Origin of the sequence: Sphaerospermopsis torques-reginae ITEP-024 (assembly GCF_019598945.1) — a bacterium.
Taxonomy (GTDB): Bacteria; Cyanobacteriota; Cyanobacteriia; order Cyanobacteriales; family Nostocaceae; genus Sphaerospermopsis.
Genome location: NZ_CP080598.1, coordinates 1,327,900 through 1,349,153, shown reverse-complemented (window position 1 = coordinate 1,349,153; position 21,254 = coordinate 1,327,900). Strand labels below are relative to the sequence as shown.

The window sequence follows — 21,254 nt, the reverse complement described above, 5'->3', positions numbered from 1 at the left end:
TATTTAGGCAATCTAAATATTTGAAAAAGGAAGTGTCTCCCAATCGTGAGTAAACAAAGGGGAAGCGTAGACTCTTCGTTAAAATCTGCACAAGTTTCGCCATCAGTGATATTGCAAACCCTGGAACTGACGCGACGCTTTGACAACTTCACCGCCGTTGATGGCTTAAATATATCCGTAACATCGGGAGAAGTTTTCGGTTTACTTGGTCCTAATGGTGCTGGTAAAAGCACAGTAATTAAAATGTTAACCACCTTGCTACCAGTCAGTAGCGGGAAAGCATACTTAGCTGGTTATGATGTGACTCGTCAACCTGATGCTGTGAGAAGGGTGATAGGTTATGTACCTCAAGCTTTATCAGCAGATGGAACTTTGACGGGTTATGAAAACCTTTTAATATTTGCCAAGTTATACGATCTACCGACTCGAAGACGACAACAGCAAATTAAGGATGTGTTGGAATTTATGGGTTTGGAGGATGCTGCACATCGCTTAGTGAGAAATTACTCTGGGGGGATGATTCGTAAATTAGAAATTGCCCAGGCTATTTTACATCAACCGCAGATTTTATTTTTGGATGAGCCGACAGTGGGATTAGATCCTGTAGCGCGATCGCAAGTTTGGCAGCTGATGGAACAATTGCGAATTGAGTACGGTACAACCATCTTTTTAACTACCCATTTTTTAGAAGAAGCAGATACTCTGTGTCATCGAGTAGTAATTATGAATCAGGGTAAAGAAATTATCACTGGTTCACCATCAGAATTAAAAGCAGCCATAGGAAAACCAGACGCAACTTTAGATGATGTGTTCATCCACTACGCAGGTAATCAATTAGTATCAGGAGTGAGCTACAGTGAAACCGCAAGAACCAGACGTACCTCTCAACGGTTGGGCTGAACCCAGATATAATCGCCCTAAAGGGATTTTTTTTGGCATCCAAGAACTATTTACTAAAACCCTGGTAATTACTGAGTTAGAGGTAAGAAAACTCCGCCATGATCCCAGTGATTTAATTATCAGGGCTGTACAACCAGCTTTATGGCTGATCATTTTTGGGCAAGTGTTTACTCGGACTCGTGCTATTCCTACAGGTGATATACCTTACTTGGATTTCATGACTCCTGGTATTCTGGCTCAAAGTGCGCTGTTTATCGCCATTTTTACCGGGGGGATGACGTTAATCTGGGAACGTGATTTAGGGGTTGTCCACAAGTTCCTAGCTGCACCTATCCCCCGCGCAGCAATAGTTTTAGGTAAAGGTGTGGCTTCTGGTGTGCGTTGCTTTTCCCAAGTAGTGTTTATTTACCTTTTAGCTTTGTTTTTAGGCGTACACCTCAATCACAATCCTATAGCTTTTTTACAAGTAGTTTTGATTGTGTTTTTAGGTGCTGGGTGTTTTTGCACATTTTCGTTAATTATCGGCTGTTTAGTGAAATCACGGGAAAGATTTACGGGAATAGGACAATTAATTACAATGCCGTTATTTTTTGCCAGCAACGCGATCTATCCTATTTCATTGATGCCAGGTTGGTTAAAGGTCATTTCTCACATTAATCCTTTGACTTATGAAGTGGATGCTTTACGCGGTGCGATGCTGGCTAATGGCTCAAGTATTTATGGGTTCGGGTTAGATTGTACAATTCTCTTGCTAACATTAATAGGTTTAATCTACATCTGTGGACGACTTTATCCACGGGTGGCGATGTAATCTGGAGAAAAACGGTCTTATGAGTTTGGATAAACCCTCTGAAAAATGTGCCGCTAGGGTGATGGAAACTGTCCCCTTATTGATGCGGTTTATCCGAGCCGAAATGCGATCGCACAGTTCTGACTCTTTATCTATACCACAATTGCGATCGCTCGCTTTTCTGAATCGCAATCCTGGTGCTTCCTTGTCTGAGGTAGCAGATCATTTAGGTGTCACCTGTGCTACAGCATCCACAACTATAGAAAAATTAGTCCAACGAAATCTGGTGCAACGTACAGATAATCCTCAAGAACGACGGCGAGTAGTCCTGAATTTGACGAGAGAGGGAAAACTGCTTTTAGAGCAATCCCAGGAAAAAACTCGCGGGGAAATTGCGGAAATTATAGAGAGTTTAACACCAGAACAAGTATCAAAAATTGAAGAAGGGTTAAGTCTACTAAAAAATGTCTTCGAGCAAACAGAAACAAATCCCCCCTAATACTAAGGCTGCACACGATCCTTTTGCAGCCATGAGATTTCGAGATTATCGGTTATTTACTATTGGGCGTGTTCTCTTGTTTACAGGGGGACAAATGCAAACGGTGGCCATTGGTTGGGAACTTTATGAGCGCACCCATTCCCCTTTGGCGTTAGGTGGAGTGGGATTAGCCCAAGTAACACCCATGATTTTACTGACATTAATAGCAGGTCATGTTGCTGACAAGTATAATCGCCAACGCACTACTTTACTAGCAATTTTCCTGCTGGCTGTTTGTTCACTGGGTTTAGGAGTGATTTCCTACACTAAAGGGGCAATTTTCCTAGTTTATGCTTGTTTAGTGTTAATGGGTGTAGCAAGGGCATTTCTTAAACCTGCCAGTGATGCTTTAATGTGGCAATTGATACCAACTAATGTGTTTGCTAATGCCGCGACTTGGGTAAGTAGTAGCTTTCAGTTAGCATCAGTGATTGGTCCAGCCTTGGGAGGATTTGCCATTGCTATTTTCAAGAGTGCCACCCCAGTGTATATAGTAGCTGCGATCGCCTCTTTATTATGTTTAGCCTCAGTTGCAGCTATTAAACCTCAAAAAACCAACTTTGCCAAAGAACCAATATCTTTAAAATCCTTAGCTGCTGGTGCTGAGTTTGTTTGGAATAATCAAATTATTCTGGCTGCTATTACCTTAGATTTATTTGCAGTTTTATTTGGTGGTGCTGTGGCATTATTACCCGTCTATGCCAAAGATATTTTGCAAGTTGGGCCAGTGGAACTAGGCTATTTACAAGCAGCACCATCCATAGGTGCATTAATTATGGCAGCCTTGCTAGTATATTTACCACCTATCAGCAAAGCTGGACCAGCATTACTGTGGTCAGTTGTGGGATTTGGGGTTGTAACAATTATCTTTGGTTTGTCTCGTTGGGTGTGGTTGTCGTTGTTGATGTTGGCATTAAGTGGGGCGTTAGATAGTATTAGTGTGGTGATTCGCCATACTTTGGTGCAAATTAAAACCCCTGATCATTTACGGGGTCGAGTTGCGGCTATTAACAGTGTGTTTATCAGTGCTTCTAATGAGTTGGGGGGTTTTGAGTCTGGTGCAGTTGCGGCTTTATTTGGGCCTGTTTTCTCTGTGGTTAGCGGGGGAATAGGTACAATTTTGGTGGTAGTTGCTACGGCGTTGATTTGGCCGGAGATACGCAAGTTGGGGGCGTTGCATGAGGATTTATAGGGGAAATAGTCTCACGCAAAGACGCAGAGAGGAAGAAATCTAGACACAAAAATAGTAATCTACATAGCTGCTCACAAATTTAGTCTATTTCAACGAACTTTGGCTCTTAGCCTGTAACTTGATATGGGCTGTTTATGTCGAGAATGATTTCAGATTTCAGGATGATAAGTTATCCAAATCTAGCGGATCACTCTCAACATATTCCTTTGCTGTCATGTCTTCCAAAGATACTACCAAGCCATCTACAGATTGAAAACGGCCGGATGGTGGAATTAATTTCAACCAATTTTCACAAAGTTGATCCCATCTTATATCTTGAAACTGAACTTGTTCTTCATCACGGATAAACAAAAAAGTTAGGTTGATTGCAGTGTCATTCCAAGAAGGTTCTGCATATACTCTAATTTCACGTAAAGCACGAAGAGCTTCACCTTCAGGGCTAGATTTATCATGCTTATCTTGCATTCGTATTTGCAACTTTTTAGAAAATTGATTGAAGTCATCAGGAAAAGCAAATCTAGCTCGCTTCCGGGCTAATGCTTGCCCTAATGCCCTAATCTCTTGATCATTTTGGCATCCAGACTTGCGCTCCCATTCTGCAACAACGGCTTTCTCCACTGTCATCACACGATCAAGATCAGCCACTAGATTCAGTTCTGCTACTCCTGGAATATAAGCATATTGAGGTCGTCTATTTCGTTGAATTTGATATAATTGTTCTTCATCAACCTCCACCAAAGGAACTACTTCAACAAACGGACGAGTGCCACAAGTACGCACAATATCGCAAGTTTGCGTAACCACTACAAAACCCCTGACTTCTGACTCAGCAAGATCAGTCTCCTCTTGTGCTACACCAGTAGATTCTTGTGTCAGAGGACGCTGAGGGTGAAAACGTTGTACAAACCAATGTTCGCCAAGCACATAATCACCTTGCTGCCATTCTTGAAGAGCAGCATCCACTTCCTTAATCAAAACATCACGCTCATTGTCCACTACCGTTTTTGCGGCTCCTTACCGCTCTAGCAGGTTTGGATCGTCCAACTTCACGATGGATAGGCTCTTGTAGAGCATCAACTAGATCAGCCGGATTGGGTGGTCTACGTGACGCACGTGCATCCTCAGATAAGGGAGCTAATTGTGGTCTTTCAGGAGCATTACCATAACCAATAATTCGTTTTACCTCTTCATATTCATCAGCTACCAAGAGATCGAAAGGAAGTTGACTATCACTACCAGGAGTTAATAAAAGACTACGATTAAGACTGGCACTTCCCCGATTAATATACTGAACAGTAGCCAAAAGGCGATTAAGCTTCTCCTCATTAAAACGAGATAATGGCTGGCCACTAGCCCAAAAGTGAATACTTCTACGTGAAACATTAAAAAGCCTAGCAAGTTGATCCCAGGTCAATCCACTTAACTTTCTCAGTTGGTTAAGAGCAATTTGTGTTGTTTCCGCAGAATTAGTTGATGGAAAAGTCAACCCACTCGTTGTCATCTCCAAAGTAGGTAATAAATTTCGATCAAATGTTGCTGTCGTACTTGCTGTAATAGGAATAGTTGAAAAAATTTTATATATAATAGTGGGGCGGTAATTATGTTGAGGACACATTGAGCCACGGGCAGAAGTACCCGATAACTGCTCAGGTTTTCTATCTAAAAGAGAAGTCATGGTTCACCTCCAAAATGCTGCAAAAATTCATCAGTTACTGCCCATCTGAAAAAAGTATAAATTCTTTCAGCAAAACGCTGTGCTTCATTCAGAAGTTCTTCAACATCAAAATCTCGTTGTTTTGAAAGAGACATATCTAAATCAAGTATCCAGCTAGGTTCATCAACTGGTTCAATTGCATCTGGATCAAAAGTTCCATTAGGAGAAATTAACCCCCAACGCGCAATTATCTGGTCTTCTCCCCCAGGTAAACTAAACAAAGATTCATTGATACTCTGATGAATATATTCTCCAAAGTCTAATGCTACAATACCTGTAATTTCTGAGCGTACAAGCTTAGATATATCATTTACTGCTTGTCCAACGAGCCGATCAATATATCTCACACCGAATCGTTGAACAATTTTAGGTTTAATGTGTTCATTAAGTGCTATTAGCAAGTTTTCTAACCGTGCTATAAAATCACTACGACTTGTATAAGCAGTTGTTTCAAGTGCTACGAAGTCAGGTGATAGTGATAAGCGCCAATTACCTTGAGCATCTACAAATCTCCAAGTTACTTGTTCAGACTGCGTAACACCTTGAGAACCAAAAACTAAGCTGCGGGTCTGCTCTTGTTGTAATATTGGATACTTATCTCTAATAGCTTCTTGAAATCCTCCTATAAAGCTTTTATTTTCAATTGACGTAATCAGAGGAAAGCGTATTTGTGCAATAACACGAACTAGAGGTGCTTTTTTTAAAGACACCTCGTTTGGCGGTTGTGCAATAAGTGGATTGATTATGGCCACTGCTCTCCATCCTTTGTTTGTTGGTTTTCAGGAAACTGTGTATGCTCCCAAAGCAGGAAATACTGCCTTTAGTCTCGTGAATCTATAATAGAGCAAAAGTGTGAAGTATAGTGTGAAGTTTAAACAAAATTTATCTAAGACAGAATCCTGTCACTAAACTCAACATTATAAGGTGTATATGACAGCAGGTAATATCTAGCAATCTGATCTACGTATATAAAATTTGAAGGTTATCTATTAAGCGATCGCACTGTATAAATAAATTTTCCCAAATTTTACAGCAGTAAAGGCCAGGATAACTTCCTGGCTGATGGAAGAGAGGCTGAAATAATCACCTTTCGACTGAAAATCCCTAACTACCCCACCGCTACCGAAACTTTATAATAAACCGGCTCATTCCCTGCTTTCCATTTAATATTACAACCAATACTCGGCTTTTGTTCCCAAGTAATTACCTCATCTGCTAAAACATAATTAATCGCTTTCCGCAAATCTTGTCCAGTTACAGGTAAACCATTTTTTGGACGACTATCATCTAATTGTCCTCGATAAGCCAGCTTTCTGTTTCTATCAAATACAAAAAAGTCAGGAGTACAAGCTGCAAAAAAATCTTTAGCCGCTTTTTGACTTTTATCATAAAGCAAAGGATAGGATAAATCTATTTCTTGGGCAAACTCTTTAAGTAATTCTGGTGCATCATCAGGATGAGTATTAATATCATTAGAACTAATGGCTACAATACCCACATTTTTATTTTTGTAATCTTGTCCTAATTTTGCTAATTCAAATTTTATATGCTGCACAAAAGGACAATGACGACTAACAAAGATAACTACTAAAGCTTTTTTATCAGCAAAGTTTGCCAATGAAATAGTTTTCCCTGAAACCACATCTGGGAGAGAAAAATTAGGTGCTAAAGTCCCCAAAGGTAACATTGTCGAAGGTGTTAAAGCCATAAAATCCAACTCCTTAAATTATCAAATTCATGCTCAAAGTGGTGCATTACCTTTTGCGGTAACACACCCTACATTTAGCCAGTGATTAAGCTGCTACAAGATTGGGAATATATGCCGCAGAATCGCCTTTAATGGCTTGACTATATTTACCATCAATACCTAAAGGAAGATCACCGGCAATGGTTACACGCTGCACGCGACGAGGTTGATCTCCGTAGTCGGCGATCGCATAATGTTGAGTAGCACGGTTATCCCAAAATGCCACATCCCCAACCTGCCAACGCCAACGCACTGTATTCTCAGGTCGTGTAATATAAGATTGCAATAAGCGAATAATATCCCCTGATTCAGTTGGAGATAAACCGCGAATTTGACGCACAAAACCACCAATAAATAAACCTTTTTCCCCAGATTCAGGATGAATTCTCACCACTGGATGCAAGGTTTCATACACCGTTGAAGTAAACACATCCCGGTAAGATTTCACTTCTTCAGGTATATCAAAGGCTGTGGCATAATCATAAGCATTACTATGTACAGCCCAAAGTTGATCCGCTAAATTCCGCAAATGCTCCGGTAAATCTTGGTATGCAGTCACCGAATTTGCCCAAATAGTATCCCCTCCCGCCGGCGGAATTACCAATGCCCGCAAGACTGAGCCAAGGGGCGGACGATCTACAAATGTAACATCGGTGTGCCAGCTATTAGCACGGGCAACGGTACGGCTGTAATCTAAATCTAATACTTCTGGATGTCCAGGAAGTGATGGAACTGTCGGATGTGCGGTAGTGATTTCACCAAAACGCCGTGCAAAAGCTACTTGTCCATCGGCATCAAGTTCTTGGTTACGGAAGAAAATAACTTTATATTGAACTAAGGCTTTTCTAATTTCGCTGATGATTTCATCACTGAGGTTTTCAGCTAGATTAACACCTTTAATTTTTGCACCGATGCGTCCAGCAATGGGTTTGATTTCTATGTTTTGATAACTCATAAATTTGTCTTCTCAATTTAGGAATATTTGAATGCAGCGTTTGACTAAGCAGCGACAGGAACAGGAGCAGCAAATTTAGCATATCGCTCAATATAGAACTCTTTGGAGTTAGCGATCGCCTTTACAGATTCACGTTCCTTGAGCGCGTGTTTCCACTGTTTCAAACGAGTAAATTCAGCAGGGATACCAAAGCCACGATAATGTTTAAGAGCAGCCCATCTTTCAAACCAGGGGAAAAAGGTAAAATCAACTAAACTGATAGATTCACCAAACCAGTATGGACCATCTCCAGAAAGTTTTCCTAAACCTTCATTTTCAATAAATTCTAGATGTTTGTAGAGTTCTTGTTTGGCTTCTTCTTGTTTTTGGAAATCTGGACTGCGTAAAAGAGTAGAAAAAGCAGGAACTAATCTAGTATTAGCAAAATCTATCCAAATTCGAGCCTGAGCTTTTGCAATGGGGTTACTAGGTAAAAGCGGTGGGTTAGGAAATACTTCATCCAGATATTCATTAATAACTGCTGATTCCCAAATCCGATTTTCTCCATGAGTAATTGCAGGTACTTTTCCATAAGGAGAAACTTTTGTAAAACCTTCTGGTTTATTCTGTAAATCAATTTCAATCAAATCAAAATCAATACCCTTTTCTTGAAGTACCAAGCGGGTACGGTGAGCATAAGGACAAACAACCGCACTATAAATCTTAATGTCAGCCATGTTTAAATTCCTTAGTAAATTAGGATTTGTGCTTGGGGAATTTGTTTACATCAAAAACCCAAATCTTAAATAGTCAGTAGCTAATTGATTTATGCTCACTAGCTTTCACCCCTTGACTCAATAGTTACTTCCAATACCAAGATCAGCGCAGACATAACTATTGCCAGTTATCTGTGTATCACCCTTGACGGGTTTGAATAATTTATGGACGGCTTGAGACAAAATAGAAACTACAGTTTATTGACCGAGTTACTGGTGATTGTTTTAGTAGTATTACATGACCAGAAAGAAAATTCAAGTGGTTTGACAAAAAATCTGTGTTTCACTAAATTTATGGCTTACGAATGATTAGTATATCTAAATAATTATTGAGCTATACTTCATAGGAAGAGGTGAAATCAAGAACTATGAATAAAAATACTGATATTACTGGGTTTCATGCACATATTTATTTTGATACTGTTAGTCGTGAAGCTGCTGCTCGTATAAGAGAAGGTTTAGGTGCTAAATTTGATGTAAGATTGGGACGCTGGCATGAACAGCCTGTAGGACCACACCCAAAATCAATGTATCAAGTAGCTTTTTTACCACATCAGTTTGGTGAAGTTGTGCCTTGGTTAATGCTTAATAGAGAAGGTTTAGATATTTTGGTTCATCCAGAAACGGGAGATGATGTCAAAGATCATACAGATAATTCTCTGTGGTTAGGGGAAAAACTACCGTTGAATATTGAGTTTCTGCAAAGGTTATAGCAGGTGACAGGGAACAGGTGACAGGTGACAGTGTTAAAAGTTTCTTGGAGTCTAAGTTTTATCAACGACCTTACGTCAACGTGCGCTATCATTTGATATCTTAACCCCCTTAGTGGTTGCTATAAAAACTATCTAATTTCACCAAAATGCTTTTTCGCACAGTCCTTTTTGACCTAGATGGAACTCTAACTGATCCTAAACCGGGAATTACTTGCTGTATTCAGTATGCTTTATCGGAACTTGGTTATAAACCACCGGATGCTGAGGAATTGCTTTGGTGTATTGGACCACCACTGAAAAGCAGTTTTTCCCAATTATTGCAAACCTCTGATGATACATTGCTTGAGGAGGCAGTTTTACTATATCGTAGTCGCTTTTCTACAATTGGGTTATTTGAAAACTCCCTTTATCCGCAAATTCCCGAAACCCTAAAAATTATTCGTGCTGCTGGTTATCAAACTTTTGTAGCTACTTCCAAACCTCAGATTTATGCTGCACGCATTATTGAATATTTTGATTTAGCACCTTTATTTGATGGTGTTTATGGTAGTGAGTTGGATGGGAATAGAAGTGTGAAAGGTGATTTAATTTCCTACATTATAGAGAGGGAAAGTCTTTTAGCTTCTACTGTTGTTATGGTAGGCGATCGCTCTCATGATATCATCGGAGCTAAGAAAAATAATATAACTTCAATTGGTGTGACTTATGGCTATGGAAGCAGGGAAGAGTTGGAAACTCACAAAGCTGATTTAATTGCTGATTGTCCAGATGAGATTCCTATATTACTACCTTTGATTTGATTAAGATAGCAAATTTAAACCTATTTATTAACAGCTAATTCCTAGCTAAAAATCTGAAGTTTAGATTCATCAAATACCAAACCTCGACGAGCAAAATATTTATGAATATTGATTTGTACAAATAAATCTCTGAGTTCTTCGGCAATTTCAGATGGTGGATTTCCTGATAAAGCAGTTGTAATTAAACGTTCTGCAATGTGAATTTCTCCACAGTCAATTGCTAGGCTGGCAGCACTACGATACAATATTGAACGAGTTGGTTCTGCTGCAAAATCATTTGTTATTAATTCTGCTGCTAATCGTTCTTTTTCAAATGCTTGTCGGGATAATTGAGAAGCTAAATCTAAGTTATTTTTAAGTTTAGCAACTTGTGCCATTTCGGCTAAATCCATAGCTTGTTTATGTAATTCTTGAATCTGACTCATTTTTTTACTACGAACGCTAAAGGATTACTAAATTCAACTACCACGATGTAAGCTGGGAGTGTACCATCTGTGGGGCTGACTTGCTCAAGTTTCTGTTTAATTCTAGCTTTTATTCGGCTGTCGTCGCCTTTACGAATGCCGGAAACTTCTAAACGCACTGCATTTTGAAATGGTAGTTCATTGTTATCACCTTTTTTACCCAACCAGTAATCAAATCCTGTTCCTCTGCGAGAACGTTCGATAACTGTATAGTCCGTAAGTTCTTGTATAATTAAAAAAGCAATTCCATAAGCCGCCTGTTCTGTAGTATATTCGCTATCGTTCCAACAACGTAGCATTTGGTCTGTTACCTCTTGCCAATATAGTTTAAAAACGGCGGTAAACTCTCCTTTGACTGTGAGTTCTATACCCTGAATATAACCTTGATTGTTTAAACAAACCGCACAGGCTTCTGCTAATGTTGCACCAAAGGCTGGAGTAATAGCGGGTAATCCTTGTTCAAGTTTGGTGATTACCAATTCTTTCGAGTTTGAATTCATCAGTTAATGAATATTTTAATTGTAATATCTTAAACTTTTAAGATGATAGTGCGTTTCGCGTTGCAACTACACATCTTACTTCTGTTAGATGATTGTTATATGCTCCTTACTACACTTCACTTGGTTTGATGCCAAGTTGCCACAGCATATTTATTGTTTGAAGGTACTGAACAACTTTTTCCGAGTCATCATTAATAATGCCATAATCGCGTGAATTAATGGATGCAACTGTAGCCGCCCAAGGATCATAAAGTGATTGTGTTATTTTTTCAACCGCTTTTTGATAGGCACAAAGCCACTTTTTACCAGCCTCTTCAACGGTCTGTTCAGAAACTAGCAGTGTGAAACTACCTTTCCGTTCTCCAACAATAATAGCGGGTGTGAGAAGTCCTGCAAAATAAAGCAACTTAACAACTTCAATTACCCTGATATCGTGATCTTCATCCCAAATAATAGCTAAATCATGGTAAACAGCCTTGGTTAATGGATGCTGCAAATTGTTATGCCAGACAACAGATCGAAGCACTGAATAATGCGAACCCCGACCTAAATAACCTGTTGGTGCAACCTCATCGTGAAGAGTTTGGAAGAATTCTAAATACTTGTTCATTGCAACTCCTTTCGAGAGTGTAGTGGTTTCTGCCACAAATGCATTGATTTCGTCAATACATCGTTTCACCTTGAGCATAACACACACCTGCATCTAACTATTTACTATTTATTTAGTTGTCTTGCTTACAAAACTTCTACCTTTTCTAAATCTACACTCTATCCTTGATCTAATTCTGGTAACTTATCCCCATAATCACACTTATCACATTCGGATCATCAAAATTGCTCGTACCTATAATAAAGCAGCAGCAAAATTCCATTGTGCAGTTCGTACTCCTGACGGACTGATACTCTAGAGTTTCCATACTTATATTTTAAGCTACTTTGCTCTTACCCAGTAGTCAAATATAAGTACATTTGTTTTATATGTTGTATTCAAATTCAGCGATGGCATTCCGCACACCAGAGGCGATTGGCTACGCCAGTGCCGGAGGCGATCGCCTACTTTGCACACTCCAAAGCCATCAAATACTTTGAATATCTAACAATTAGCCACCAACAAATTTAGTTCACCATATTTTTATGAAAAGGTACTTGCTTTTTCAGGAGAGTTATGAGATTCTACTATTAATTTACGATAAATCAGTCGAGATACAGTAGTTTGATCAGCAACCCACCACTAACGCTAATGCCTATAGCTATGGCTAAGGAGTTGAAAAAGCTTTCTCAAAAAATAAATATGCGGTAGTCACATTGATATATATGACAACTGCCATACCAGTTTTTATCATCCTATATTCATTTAGTAAAAAATATTACTTGGAGTCTGATATGGGCAAACAACAAAAACAACTAAGACTAGGTGCATTTTTACCCGGAGCAGGTCAGCACGTAGCAGCTTGGAGACATCCTCAAGCACGGAGTAATGGCGCTCTCAACTTTGAGCATTATAAACAAATAGCCCAGACAGCCGAGCGTGGTAAATTTGACGCATTTTTTCTAGCCGACGGTTTAGCCTTACAACAACGTCCCGGTGCAGAAGGGCGTACAGCCTTCGGTGGCGACTTTGAACCTGTTACCCTATTTTCAGCTTTGTCTGCGGTGACAGAAAAGATTGGTTTTATCGCCACTGCCTCTACCACCTACGAAGATCCGTATATTCTGGCACGCAAATTTGCTTCTTTAGATCATATTTCTGGGGGAAGAGCAGGCTGGAACGTAGTCACAACGGGTAGTAGTGAAGCTGCTGGGAACTTCGGTCTAGAAGCCCATCCTATTCATGCAGAACGGTACATCCGCGCCCATGAATTTATTGATGTAGTCAAAGGTTTGTGGGATAGCTGGGAAGATGATGCTTTTGTCCGTGATAAAGAAACAGCTTTTTACTACGACCCCAACAAAATACATCAACTTAACCATAAAGGCAGATTTTTCTCCGTGCGCGGACCATTGAACATTGCCCGTCCGCCCCAAGGTTATCCTGTAATTGTGCAAGCTGGTTCTTCTGAAGATGGTAAAGAACTGGCTGGTAAAACTGCCGAAGTTATATTTACTGCTCAACAAACCCTAGAAGATGCCCAAGCCTTCTATGCAGATGTTAAAGGTAGATTAGCAAAATATGGACGTACCCCGGATCAACTCAAGGTTATGCCTGGTGTTTTTCCAGTCGTGGGACTAACAGAAGCAGACGCAAAAGCCAAATATCAAGAACTACAAGATTTAATTCATCCCCAGGTTGGTTTGGCTTTATTGCAAGGACTCATAGGCACGGATCTTTCCGGTTATCCCCTTGATGGACCACTGCCAGAGTTACCAGAAACCAATGATAACAAAAGCCGCCAAGCATTATTAATTGATATTGCTCGCAAACACAATTTTACCATTCGTGAGCTTTATCAATGGATTGCAGGAGCGCGTGGTCATTGGACAATTATTGGTACACCAGTACAAATTGCAGATCAACTTGAAAGCTGGTTTGTTAATGATGCTGCTGATGGTTTCAATATTATGCCTCCTTATCTTCCCGGTGGACTAGATGATTTTGTTGATTTAGTAATTCCTGAATTACAACGTCGGGGTTTATTCCGCACTGAGTATGAAGGTACAACTCTGCGGGAAAATCTCGGTTTATCTCGTCCAGTTAATCAATTTCAAAAGGTATTAGCAGCAGTTTAAATAAATTTAAGGAATTACGCAAAATCTCTCTCAAAACCTCCTTTCTCTGTGTCCTCTGTGCCTGGAGTGGTTCGTTATTCCATAATTCGTGCGTAAGTCCTGAAATTTGTCTCACGCAGAGGCGCAAAGAGTAAGAGCTTGAGAAATGGAATTTTCAATTTTCATACCTCAATTCAGCACCGCCAGAATTTTTAACTTTATACAAACAAAAGATGGTGTTGGTGTAAATAAAAAAGTATGGTGCGTCAGTAGAAAATTTGTTCACAATAACCAATTTATCACATCTGACGCACCCTACAAGAGACCGTCAGCACAGACGTTAAAAGCCTACCGGAGTCCATGCAAACTATCGGAAAGTTATGCTTGTCAAAAAGACAAGAATCTTCAATTTCACGGATTAAACTCAAGTCAAAATCAACAGCACGATTTCCCTCAGATACCCGATTTTTTGAAAATTCATAACTTTTAGATTCTGCAATTGTTTGAGAAATCAGGGATCTAAATTGTCTTGTAACTTTTCTAAGGAAAATATGAGTAAATATAGCAAGTTGAAAAGCTCTCCCTCCGCTGCAGTTAGAGCCAATCTGGATTATCCTGTCATTGATACTGATGTTCACACTAATGACTTTACTCCTGCCCTTGAGGATTATATTGCTCACTACGGCGGTGTAAAACTGGTAGATGAATTACGCAAGGCTGAATCTTCTCGTCTTAATCCCAAGAGTGAAGGTAAAGACTGGTATCAACAAACCCCTGAAGAGCGTCAATATAATCGGACATTGCGATCGCCTTGGTGGGCTAGAGTTACTCGTAATACCTTAGATTTAGCTACTTACACTCTCCCTGCATTACTCTATGAACGTCAAGCGGAGCAAGGATCAGATTATTCGGTATTATTTCCCAATAATGCTTTAGCTGCGGCTGGTGCAAGTAAAGAGAATCGTCAATTATTGCAACGGGCGATTAATCACTATCATGCCGATATTTACCGTCAATATAGCGATCGCCTGACTGTGGTAGCTGGTATCCCCATGACTACCCCCCAAGAAGCAATTGAAGAGTTAGAATTTGCTGTAAAAACACTAGGATTGAAGGTGGCAAATATTCCTGGTGGTGTGAGACGGCCAATTAAAGCGATCGCTGATAAATACCCAGCCGATCAATTCCCCGAAATTGGTAAATATGCCTCTTACATTGACTTTTTCGGATTAGATAGTGAATACGACTACGATCCCTTCTGGGCTAAAGCCGTTGAATTAGGCGTACCTCTCACCACCCATTATGGTAGCCAAGGATGGACAGGACGCTCCTCCATCAGTAACTACATGAACAACCACATCGGTCACTTTGCCGATGGTTCACAAGCATTTGCGAAAGCATTATTCTTTGGTGGTGTAACCAGACGCTTCCCACAATTGCGCGTTGGTATGCTAGAAGGTGGTGCAGATTGGGGCGCTCACGTCTACATTCATTTAGTGGATCGTTTCTCCAAACGCAATTTAGAAGGACTGCAAAATTACAACCCAGATTTAGCTAACCCCGATGAGTTGTTTGAGTTGTTTGCAGAGTATGGTGGAGAAATTACTCAAGGATATTCTCTCAGCAAAGAAGAATTGACCAAGAGTGTATTGGGTGCTTCCTTCAACCGTCATAGTCGTTCACCAGTGGGTAGTGAATTAGAAGATTTTGGTGCAGCTGGGATTCAATCAATTGAAGATATACGCGATCGCTGGGTGAATAGTTTCTTCTTTGGTTCTGAATCAGATGATCGTACTATCGCTGCGGCATTCAACGATAAAGCCAACCCCTTGGGAGTGAAGATCAACGCCATTTATTCCTCCGATGTTGGTCACTGGGATGTACCCGATCTCACCACACCCTTAGCTGAAAGCTGGGATTTGGTCAGAGAAGGCGTAATTTCTGAAGATGACTTCAAAGCCTATGTATTCGGCAATCCCTATAAATTCTACACCGAAGCCAATCCTGATTTCTTCAAAGGTACAGCAGTAGAATCCAAACTACCTAAGACCGAATCTCAAGTAGAGAACAAAACCTTAGTAGGTGTGTAAATGACCTTGTGAGGTTACGCCAAAAAATAGAGTATCTAATCTTGTGGGATGGGCATCCCGCTCACAGGGGTAGGTTTTTAATATTAACTGTGAAGGCAGGACTAGGTAGACAAGGAAGATTTGATACGCACAATGGTATTTTGACGGGCTGTTCTTGTTACCAAGAGCATCTGATTTTGTACGGTTTTCCTCCCTTGTCCACAGTCCTTCCAAGTCATCCAAGTCTTGCCCTGACGACAATGTAAAATACCTACCCTTGTGAGTGGGCATCCCGCCCGTCCTTGATTAGCGGGCTTTTCGTCCCACACCACCGGAAATTTTTGGATGTTAGCACCAACATAGGGCTTAGGCTTATACTAATTCATCAACAAACAGTGGTATAAACTGGAATTTTCTACCATCAAATAATCCTTGATCACTAAGTTTTAAATATTGATGAAACTGTACAATCACAAAATACCAAAACAAGGACGTAATGCCTTATGAATTTCTCTTTAGTAGTCAAATAGAAAGTAAAGTTTATATTTTTACTGTATTAATTCCGTATTTATATTTAAGCATTTATGCTGCTTATGATACTTGTATGTGTACTACAAATTGAAGTGCGGAATGTGGGTTATAAATTCCTTTGATTTTTTCAACAACAATAATCTTAGGAGTCAGGATAAAGACTTAATTTTGCTTCCCCTACCTTCTTCACTGTCATCTGCTATATAAAACCTAGACAAAACTAGACTTTACTTTCTACTTCAACGGGAGCATGGGAGCAGTTATCCCTCGGTAGACTTTCACGCTTTAGCCAAACGCGATAAATTAATTGCAGCATTCAGATCCCTATCCATCTCAAAACTACAGTTCTCGCAGTGATAAATTCTTTCAGATAAAGAAAGACTATCTTTTCTATGTCCACAGTGAGAACAGGTTTTACTTGATGGATAAAATCTATCAGCAATTATAATTTCACAACCAAACTTTTTAGCTTTATATTCTAGCTGACGCTTAAACTCATGAAACCCACAATCAGCTATTGCTTGGGCTAATTTATGGTTTGATAACATCCCTGAAACATTCAAATCTTCTACTACTATCTGAGCGTGGTTTTTGCATAAGTAAGTAGTGATTTGGTGAAGAGTATCTTTTCTCAGGTTTGCTATTCTCGCATGATGTCTAGCTAGTTTAATTTTGGCTTTATGCTTATTGCTTGAACCTTTAGCCTTTCTAGAGTAGATATTAGATAATCTTTGCAGTTTAGCTAGAGTTCTGTTTGTAGTGTTTAGGATTAGCAAATAGTAACACCAGTGCTTAGTGTAGCTAGTTCCTTTACTCCCAAATCAACACCAACAGCATCATGTTTTTTAATAGTTGGCTGACATTCTTGTTCATAAGAAAAGGCTATGTACCAGCTATCAGCAGTCCTGGAAATAGTAATACTTTTGCAGGTGGTGTGAGGTAATCCTTCATAAGTTTTTACCCATCCAATTGTTGGTAGTTTTATTGATGTACCACCTACAGGAATTGGTTTACCACCATTATCAATTGTAAAACTATCATTTTTCCCTTTCTTTTTGAAGTTGGGATATTTAGACTGTCCTTTAAAAAATCTCTGGAAAGCCTCACCTAAACTATCAAAGGCGTATTGAGTGATTTTCTGACAAATACCTTTTTCTTTAATCCATGCCAATTCAGGTTTTACATGGTTATTAAAGAATTTTTTGAGCATATATTTGTTTGGCTTTAATCCATCTTTATACAAATCCTGCCAAGTAGCTAAACCCCAATTATAGGTAAACCTTGCTATACCAGCGTGTTTAGCCATGAATATTTCCTGGGTTTTGTTTAACTTGAGTTTTGTTTTGATAGATAAAAGCATTGCTCGACCTCAACACTGTATTTCTTTGCTGTCTAAAACTGACATATCTTGTACAGGTTTGTCAATTTGAGTCTACAGGTTTTAATCCCTGGGTAATCAGTAAATCATCTTCAGTATAAAAACGATGCCCCGACAATGTTCTTTTGGCTGGAAGTCTTCCTTCAACATCCCATCTTTGCAAGGTCTTGACTGAAACTCCGATTTTTTTAGCAAATTCATGAGGTTTAAACATAAAGTCACTCATAGGTTTGTTTATGAGTGTACAGGTTTGTCTATTAAATTGTCAACTTAGGACAAGCTCTCACCTGATGTATTTCTCCTAAAACCACTTCTTGATCTGCTCCAGTTGCAACGCGTAAATTACCAGAAAGACCTAACTGTCTCCAGTAGGCTAAAACAGCGAAAGCGATCGCTTCTTTAAACGTTGCACTTAAACCGACTTCATCTGTAGTTAAAACTTTTACTGATCTCAACAATAACTCTAACCTGTGTTTTAAGTAAAGATTCTGACTACCGCCCCCACATAATAATACCCGTTCTGGCATTTGCGGTAAAAAAGCACGGTAACTATTAACAATCGAAGCAGCTGTGAGTTCTGTAATTGTTGCCAACACATCTGCGGGACTAAGTTGGTAGGCTTGGCAGTCCTGTAAACACTGATGTAGATAAGTTACACCAAATAACTCCCGACCAGTAGATTTAGGGGGTGGTAAACGAAAATAATCTTGACTGAGCCATTTTTCTACCAATGGATAGCAGGGACTACCACTAGCAGCCCAACTACCATTTTCATCGTAACTTTTATCACCATTAGTAAAGTATTGTACAGCCAAATCCAAGAGACTATTTCCAGGACCAGTATCCCAACCACGAATTTGAGCCAGCCAGTCATCACGCCGGGGAGGTAGATAAGTTACATTACCAATACCACCTATATTTTGAATACAACGTGCTTCTTGGGGATGACTGAGTAAATAGGCATCAACTCTAGGAACAAGAGGCGCACCATGACCACCAACAGCAATATCAGCTACACGGAAATTACTAATAGTAGTAATACCAGTCAGGCGAGAAATTAAAGCACCCCGACCAAGTTGCAAACTGTAACCGAGAGATTGCTGCTGAGGTGGTCGGTGGTAAACAGTTTGACCGTGAGAACCGATAAGGGAGGCTGGGGGATAACCGACTTGAATATTTTGGACAGCCTGGGCAAAAACGACAGCGATCGCATCATCTATGGCTGCCAGTTCTGCTATTGAGATAGACGCACCGGCACAGATAGCCAATATTTTTTCTCTTAGTTCAGCAGGGTAAGGATAGGTTTCCCCGGCTAATAATTCAACTTTGAGATTCAAATCTGTACCAACAATTTCTACCAAGGCAGCATCTATCCCATCCACAGATGTGCCACTCATTAAACCTACAACACGAGTCGGGTGCATTTACAGAGATTTTGGTGTGATTGCAACAGATAGTTTAACTTAAATGTTACCTTGATGAAAATCATTTATAAAATCGTGAATCTGTTAAGTCCTGATTTAAGTAGTCGTGCAAAATAAATTTTATATTTGGCAGTGGAATGATCAGGGAATAGGAATTAAGGAAAACAGACATTTTTGTTTTCACTCAATATGTTGACTTAATTTTGCTTAGGTACTTAGGGCTTGCTGAATAAATCCGAAAACTTTACAGGTAAAGGTTTTTAGCTATTTTGACTTTCAAAAAGTGCAAGCTTTTACGGGGTGGAAACTTAAAAACCTTGCATTTAATTCCTACTCAAAGGAAAAATCGTTCCTATCCAACTCTTGAAACTGTCACCTGTCACCTGTCATCACGACAAGACTTTCTCAGCAACCCCTAGGTACTTAACAATTATAGCCATTCCCATGCTAGTGAGGTACAAAGTTTTTTCGTTTTAGGGAACAGGGAACTCTTAACACGGAACAGTGAATAAATTGGTGTGTACTTCATTAGACTGGGAAACGCTATATTCTGATTCCTGACTCCTGACTTCTACTCAAGAGGGCAACCACAGGAGGTTGCCCCTACGACTGACTCCTGACTTTTAAATTTTTAATTTTTCCCAGTATAGGAATAATATTTGATATTTGAAATTGTTTGCGTAGTCAGATAAAACGCAAAAGGTAATAGGCAAAAGGGTTTCAGAAAATTTAGGTGTACGGATTTTTTTTCAAAAATCAAATATGAGTCCTATAGCAATAATATGTAAATCAATATTTTTGAGCAAACCCACCAACTTTTGAATTAAAGAACCTTTCAGCAGAATTTCCCAACGATAACGCCTACTCTCACCAATGAGATTATAAATCGCGGCTATACAGACGAAACCCTGCTGCGCGGGTTCTTTCATCAAGTCCACTCCGGTGGACTTTGATTATGTAGTAGCGAATTATATTCGCCGTTGAACTTTTGCATGAGTGCCTTTTGCATGAGTGCCTTTTGCAACTGATAACTGATAACTAGGGTTTGCTGAAAAAACCCAAAACCCAGATAAATCAAAGGTTGGAGGTGGATAAACAGGAAAGTAGGTGCAAAGATATAGCGTCTTGTGCCTCAAAAACCGTTCGGCTGACGCTCACGGCGAAGCCTTACACTTTTGTTGGGTTTGAGAGATGGAAAATAAATTTTGAAATCTCCTCCTGACTCCTGACTCCTGACTCCTGACTCCTGTAAGGGCGAAGCATTCGGAAAATAGGCTTGGACAAAAATTTATAATGAGTCGCCCGAATGCTTCGCCCCTACCACTCCTGACTCCTATGCCTTCACGACAAAACTTTCTCAGCAACCCCTAACTAATTATTGATTTTGCTGAAGGTTGATTTCTTGTAGATCAAGAGCATAATTTAAACGTAAAACATTAACTCCTGGTTCACCAAAAATACCCAAAAATCTGCCATCAGTATACTTATTAATTAAAGGGATGATATCAGATTCTTTGATACCCCGCGCCTGTGTGACTCTTGTTAACTGTTGTCGTGTGGCTTTCAAAGAAATATGGGGGTCTAAACCAGAACCAGAGGTGTAAATTAAATCAGCTACTGGTTGTATATTCTCATCTTCAAATTGAGTTGCTTCTTTAATAATTCTATTAGTTAGTTCTGAATTACTAGGAGCAAGATTACTACCGCCAGATATACCAGTTGGTCTGGCTTTGCTACCTTGACTATATCTTACCGCACTGGGACGGGTGTGAAAATATTTATCTGATGTAAAAACTTGACCAATCAAAGATGAACCTATGGCTTGAGCATCTATATTTAAAACAATACTACCATTAGCTGAAGAAGGGAATGCCAACTGACCAAACCCTAATATTGCCAAAGGATAAATAATTGCTGTTAACAACCAAAGTAATAAAATCATCCGCATAGCACGGATAGTTTCTCTAATCAACACCATAATTTAATTTTAGATTTTAGATTTTGGATTTTGGATTTTGGATTTTAAATTGGTAATTGGTAATTGGTAATTGGTAATTGGTAATTGGTAATTCAATGAA

23 protein-coding genes are annotated in these 21,254 nt (G+C 39.6%); 8 read left to right on the top strand and 15 right to left on the bottom strand.

Going from position 1 to position 21,254, the window contains the following annotated elements:
* Positions 1-45: 45 nt before the first annotated feature.
* The 4 genes from K2F26_RS06180 to K2F26_RS06165 are packed head-to-tail and all read left to right on the top strand — an operon-like array spanning position 46 to position 3,420.
* On the top strand, positions 46-900 hold the full coding sequence (locus K2F26_RS06180; RefSeq protein ID WP_246605537.1) for an ATP-binding cassette domain-containing protein: 855 nt from the start codon (positions 46-48) through the stop codon (positions 898-900).
* The gene (locus K2F26_RS06175) at positions 857-1,711 is read left to right on the top strand and encodes an ABC transporter permease (RefSeq protein ID WP_220610769.1); all 855 of its coding nucleotides are present in this window, start codon (positions 857-859) and stop codon (positions 1,709-1,711) included. Before K2F26_RS06180 ends, K2F26_RS06175 begins: the two co-directional genes overlap by 44 nt.
* Positions 1,712-1,730: 19 nt before the next feature.
* Positions 1,731-2,189 (top strand): MarR family winged helix-turn-helix transcriptional regulator, encoded by a 459-nt coding sequence (locus K2F26_RS06170; protein WP_220610768.1) that lies wholly within the window; start codon positions 1,731-1,733, stop codon positions 2,187-2,189.
* On the top strand, positions 2,155-3,420 hold the full coding sequence (locus tag K2F26_RS06165) for an MFS transporter (protein WP_220610767.1): 1,266 nt from the start codon (positions 2,155-2,157) through the stop codon (positions 3,418-3,420). Before K2F26_RS06170 ends, K2F26_RS06165 begins: the two co-directional genes overlap by 35 nt.
* Positions 3,421-3,576: 156 nt before the next feature.
* On the opposite strand, the gene K2F26_RS06160 is transcribed toward K2F26_RS06165, so the two are convergent.
* From K2F26_RS06160 to K2F26_RS06135, 6 genes are all read right to left on the bottom strand, one after another.
* Positions 3,577-4,416: a hypothetical protein gene (locus K2F26_RS06160; protein WP_220610766.1), complete on the bottom strand. Its 840-nt coding sequence runs from the start codon at positions 4,414-4,416 to the stop codon at positions 3,577-3,579.
* The gene (locus tag K2F26_RS06155; protein WP_246605536.1) at positions 4,406-4,921 is read right to left on the bottom strand and encodes a helix-turn-helix domain-containing protein; all 516 of its coding nucleotides are present in this window, start codon (positions 4,919-4,921) and stop codon (positions 4,406-4,408) included. The genes K2F26_RS06160 and K2F26_RS06155 overlap by 11 nt, the downstream gene beginning before the upstream one ends.
* Positions 4,922-5,091: 170 nt before the next feature.
* Complete coding sequence (locus tag K2F26_RS06150; RefSeq protein WP_220610764.1) at positions 5,092-5,886, bottom strand: TIGR04255 family protein; 795 nt, start codon at positions 5,884-5,886, stop codon at positions 5,092-5,094.
* 356 nt (positions 5,887-6,242) lie between these two features.
* Positions 6,243-6,842, bottom strand: coding sequence for a thioredoxin family protein (locus tag K2F26_RS06145; RefSeq protein ID WP_220610763.1), 600 nt, complete (start codon positions 6,840-6,842; stop codon positions 6,243-6,245).
* Between the two features lie 85 nt (positions 6,843-6,927).
* Complete coding sequence (locus K2F26_RS06140; RefSeq protein ID WP_220610762.1) at positions 6,928-7,836, bottom strand: TauD/TfdA dioxygenase family protein; 909 nt, start codon at positions 7,834-7,836, stop codon at positions 6,928-6,930.
* Between the two features lie 44 nt (positions 7,837-7,880).
* Positions 7,881-8,552 carry a glutathione S-transferase family protein gene (locus K2F26_RS06135; protein ID WP_220610761.1) on the bottom strand — a complete coding sequence of 224 codons (672 nt, stop codon included), beginning with the start codon at positions 8,550-8,552 and terminating at the stop codon, positions 7,881-7,883.
* A gap of 407 nt (positions 8,553-8,959) precedes the next feature.
* Between K2F26_RS06135 and K2F26_RS06130 the strand changes: the two genes are divergently transcribed.
* Together K2F26_RS06130 and K2F26_RS06125 are read left to right on the top strand one after the other, a co-directional pair.
* Positions 8,960-9,304, top strand: coding sequence for a DOPA 4,5-dioxygenase family protein (locus K2F26_RS06130; protein WP_220610760.1), 345 nt, complete (start codon positions 8,960-8,962; stop codon positions 9,302-9,304).
* Positions 9,305-9,450: 146 nt separating this feature from the next.
* Positions 9,451-10,104: an HAD family hydrolase gene (locus tag K2F26_RS06125; RefSeq protein WP_220610759.1), complete on the top strand. Its 654-nt coding sequence runs from the start codon at positions 9,451-9,453 to the stop codon at positions 10,102-10,104.
* A 41-nt stretch (positions 10,105-10,145) separates the two neighbouring features.
* Here K2F26_RS06125 and K2F26_RS06120 read toward each other — a convergent pair whose 3' ends face one another.
* From K2F26_RS06120 to K2F26_RS06110, 3 genes are all read right to left on the bottom strand, one after another.
* Positions 10,146-10,529, bottom strand: a complete 384-nt coding sequence (locus K2F26_RS06120; protein WP_220610758.1) for a hypothetical protein — start codon at positions 10,527-10,529, stop codon at positions 10,146-10,148.
* Positions 10,526-11,068, bottom strand: a complete 543-nt coding sequence (locus K2F26_RS06115) for a hypothetical protein (protein WP_220610757.1) — start codon at positions 11,066-11,068, stop codon at positions 10,526-10,528. Before K2F26_RS06115 ends, K2F26_RS06120 begins: the two co-directional genes overlap by 4 nt.
* A 109-nt stretch (positions 11,069-11,177) precedes the next feature.
* Positions 11,178-11,756, bottom strand: coding sequence for a hypothetical protein (locus tag K2F26_RS06110; RefSeq protein ID WP_220610756.1), 579 nt, complete (start codon positions 11,754-11,756; stop codon positions 11,178-11,180).
* A gap of 695 nt (positions 11,757-12,451) precedes the next feature.
* Between K2F26_RS06110 and K2F26_RS06105 the strand changes: the two genes are divergently transcribed.
* Positions 12,452-13,795: an LLM class flavin-dependent oxidoreductase gene (locus K2F26_RS06105; protein WP_220610755.1), complete on the top strand. Its 1,344-nt coding sequence runs from the start codon at positions 12,452-12,454 to the stop codon at positions 13,793-13,795.
* A 530-nt stretch (positions 13,796-14,325) separates the two neighbouring features.
* The gene (locus tag K2F26_RS06100; RefSeq protein ID WP_220610754.1) at positions 14,326-15,864 is read left to right on the top strand and encodes an amidohydrolase family protein; all 1,539 of its coding nucleotides are present in this window, start codon (positions 14,326-14,328) and stop codon (positions 15,862-15,864) included.
* A gap of 788 nt (positions 15,865-16,652) precedes the next feature.
* Here K2F26_RS06100 and K2F26_RS24625 read toward each other — a convergent pair.
* The 6 genes from K2F26_RS24625 to kdpC all read right to left on the bottom strand — a co-directional run bounded on the left by K2F26_RS24625 (position 16,653) and on the right by kdpC (position 21,154).
* A complete protein-coding gene (locus K2F26_RS24625; RefSeq protein WP_246605535.1) occupies positions 16,653-17,150 on the bottom strand; it encodes an RNA-guided endonuclease InsQ/TnpB family protein in 498 nt (165 codons plus the stop codon).
* Positions 17,144-17,734 (bottom strand): RNA-guided endonuclease InsQ/TnpB family protein, encoded by a 591-nt coding sequence (locus tag K2F26_RS24620; protein ID WP_246605534.1) that lies wholly within the window; start codon positions 17,732-17,734, stop codon positions 17,144-17,146. Before K2F26_RS24620 ends, K2F26_RS24625 begins: the two co-directional genes overlap by 7 nt.
* 61 nt (positions 17,735-17,795) lie before the next feature.
* Positions 17,796-17,978, bottom strand: a complete 183-nt coding sequence (locus K2F26_RS06090) for a MerR family transcriptional regulator (RefSeq protein WP_375539909.1) — start codon at positions 17,976-17,978, stop codon at positions 17,796-17,798.
* 31 nt (positions 17,979-18,009) lie between these two features.
* Entirely contained in the window at positions 18,010-19,176 is a 1,167-nt protein-coding gene (locus tag K2F26_RS06085; protein ID WP_220610753.1) for an anhydro-N-acetylmuramic acid kinase, read from the bottom strand.
* A gap of 749 nt (positions 19,177-19,925) precedes the next feature.
* Positions 19,926-20,105, bottom strand: coding sequence for an adenine nucleotide alpha hydrolase family protein (locus K2F26_RS06080; RefSeq protein ID WP_220612032.1), 180 nt, complete (start codon positions 20,103-20,105; stop codon positions 19,926-19,928).
* A 446-nt stretch (positions 20,106-20,551) separates the two neighbouring features.
* The gene (kdpC, locus tag K2F26_RS06075) at positions 20,552-21,154 is read right to left on the bottom strand and encodes a K(+)-transporting ATPase subunit C (protein ID WP_220610752.1); all 603 of its coding nucleotides are present in this window, start codon (positions 21,152-21,154) and stop codon (positions 20,552-20,554) included.
* Between the last annotated feature and the right edge of the window lie 100 nt (positions 21,155-21,254).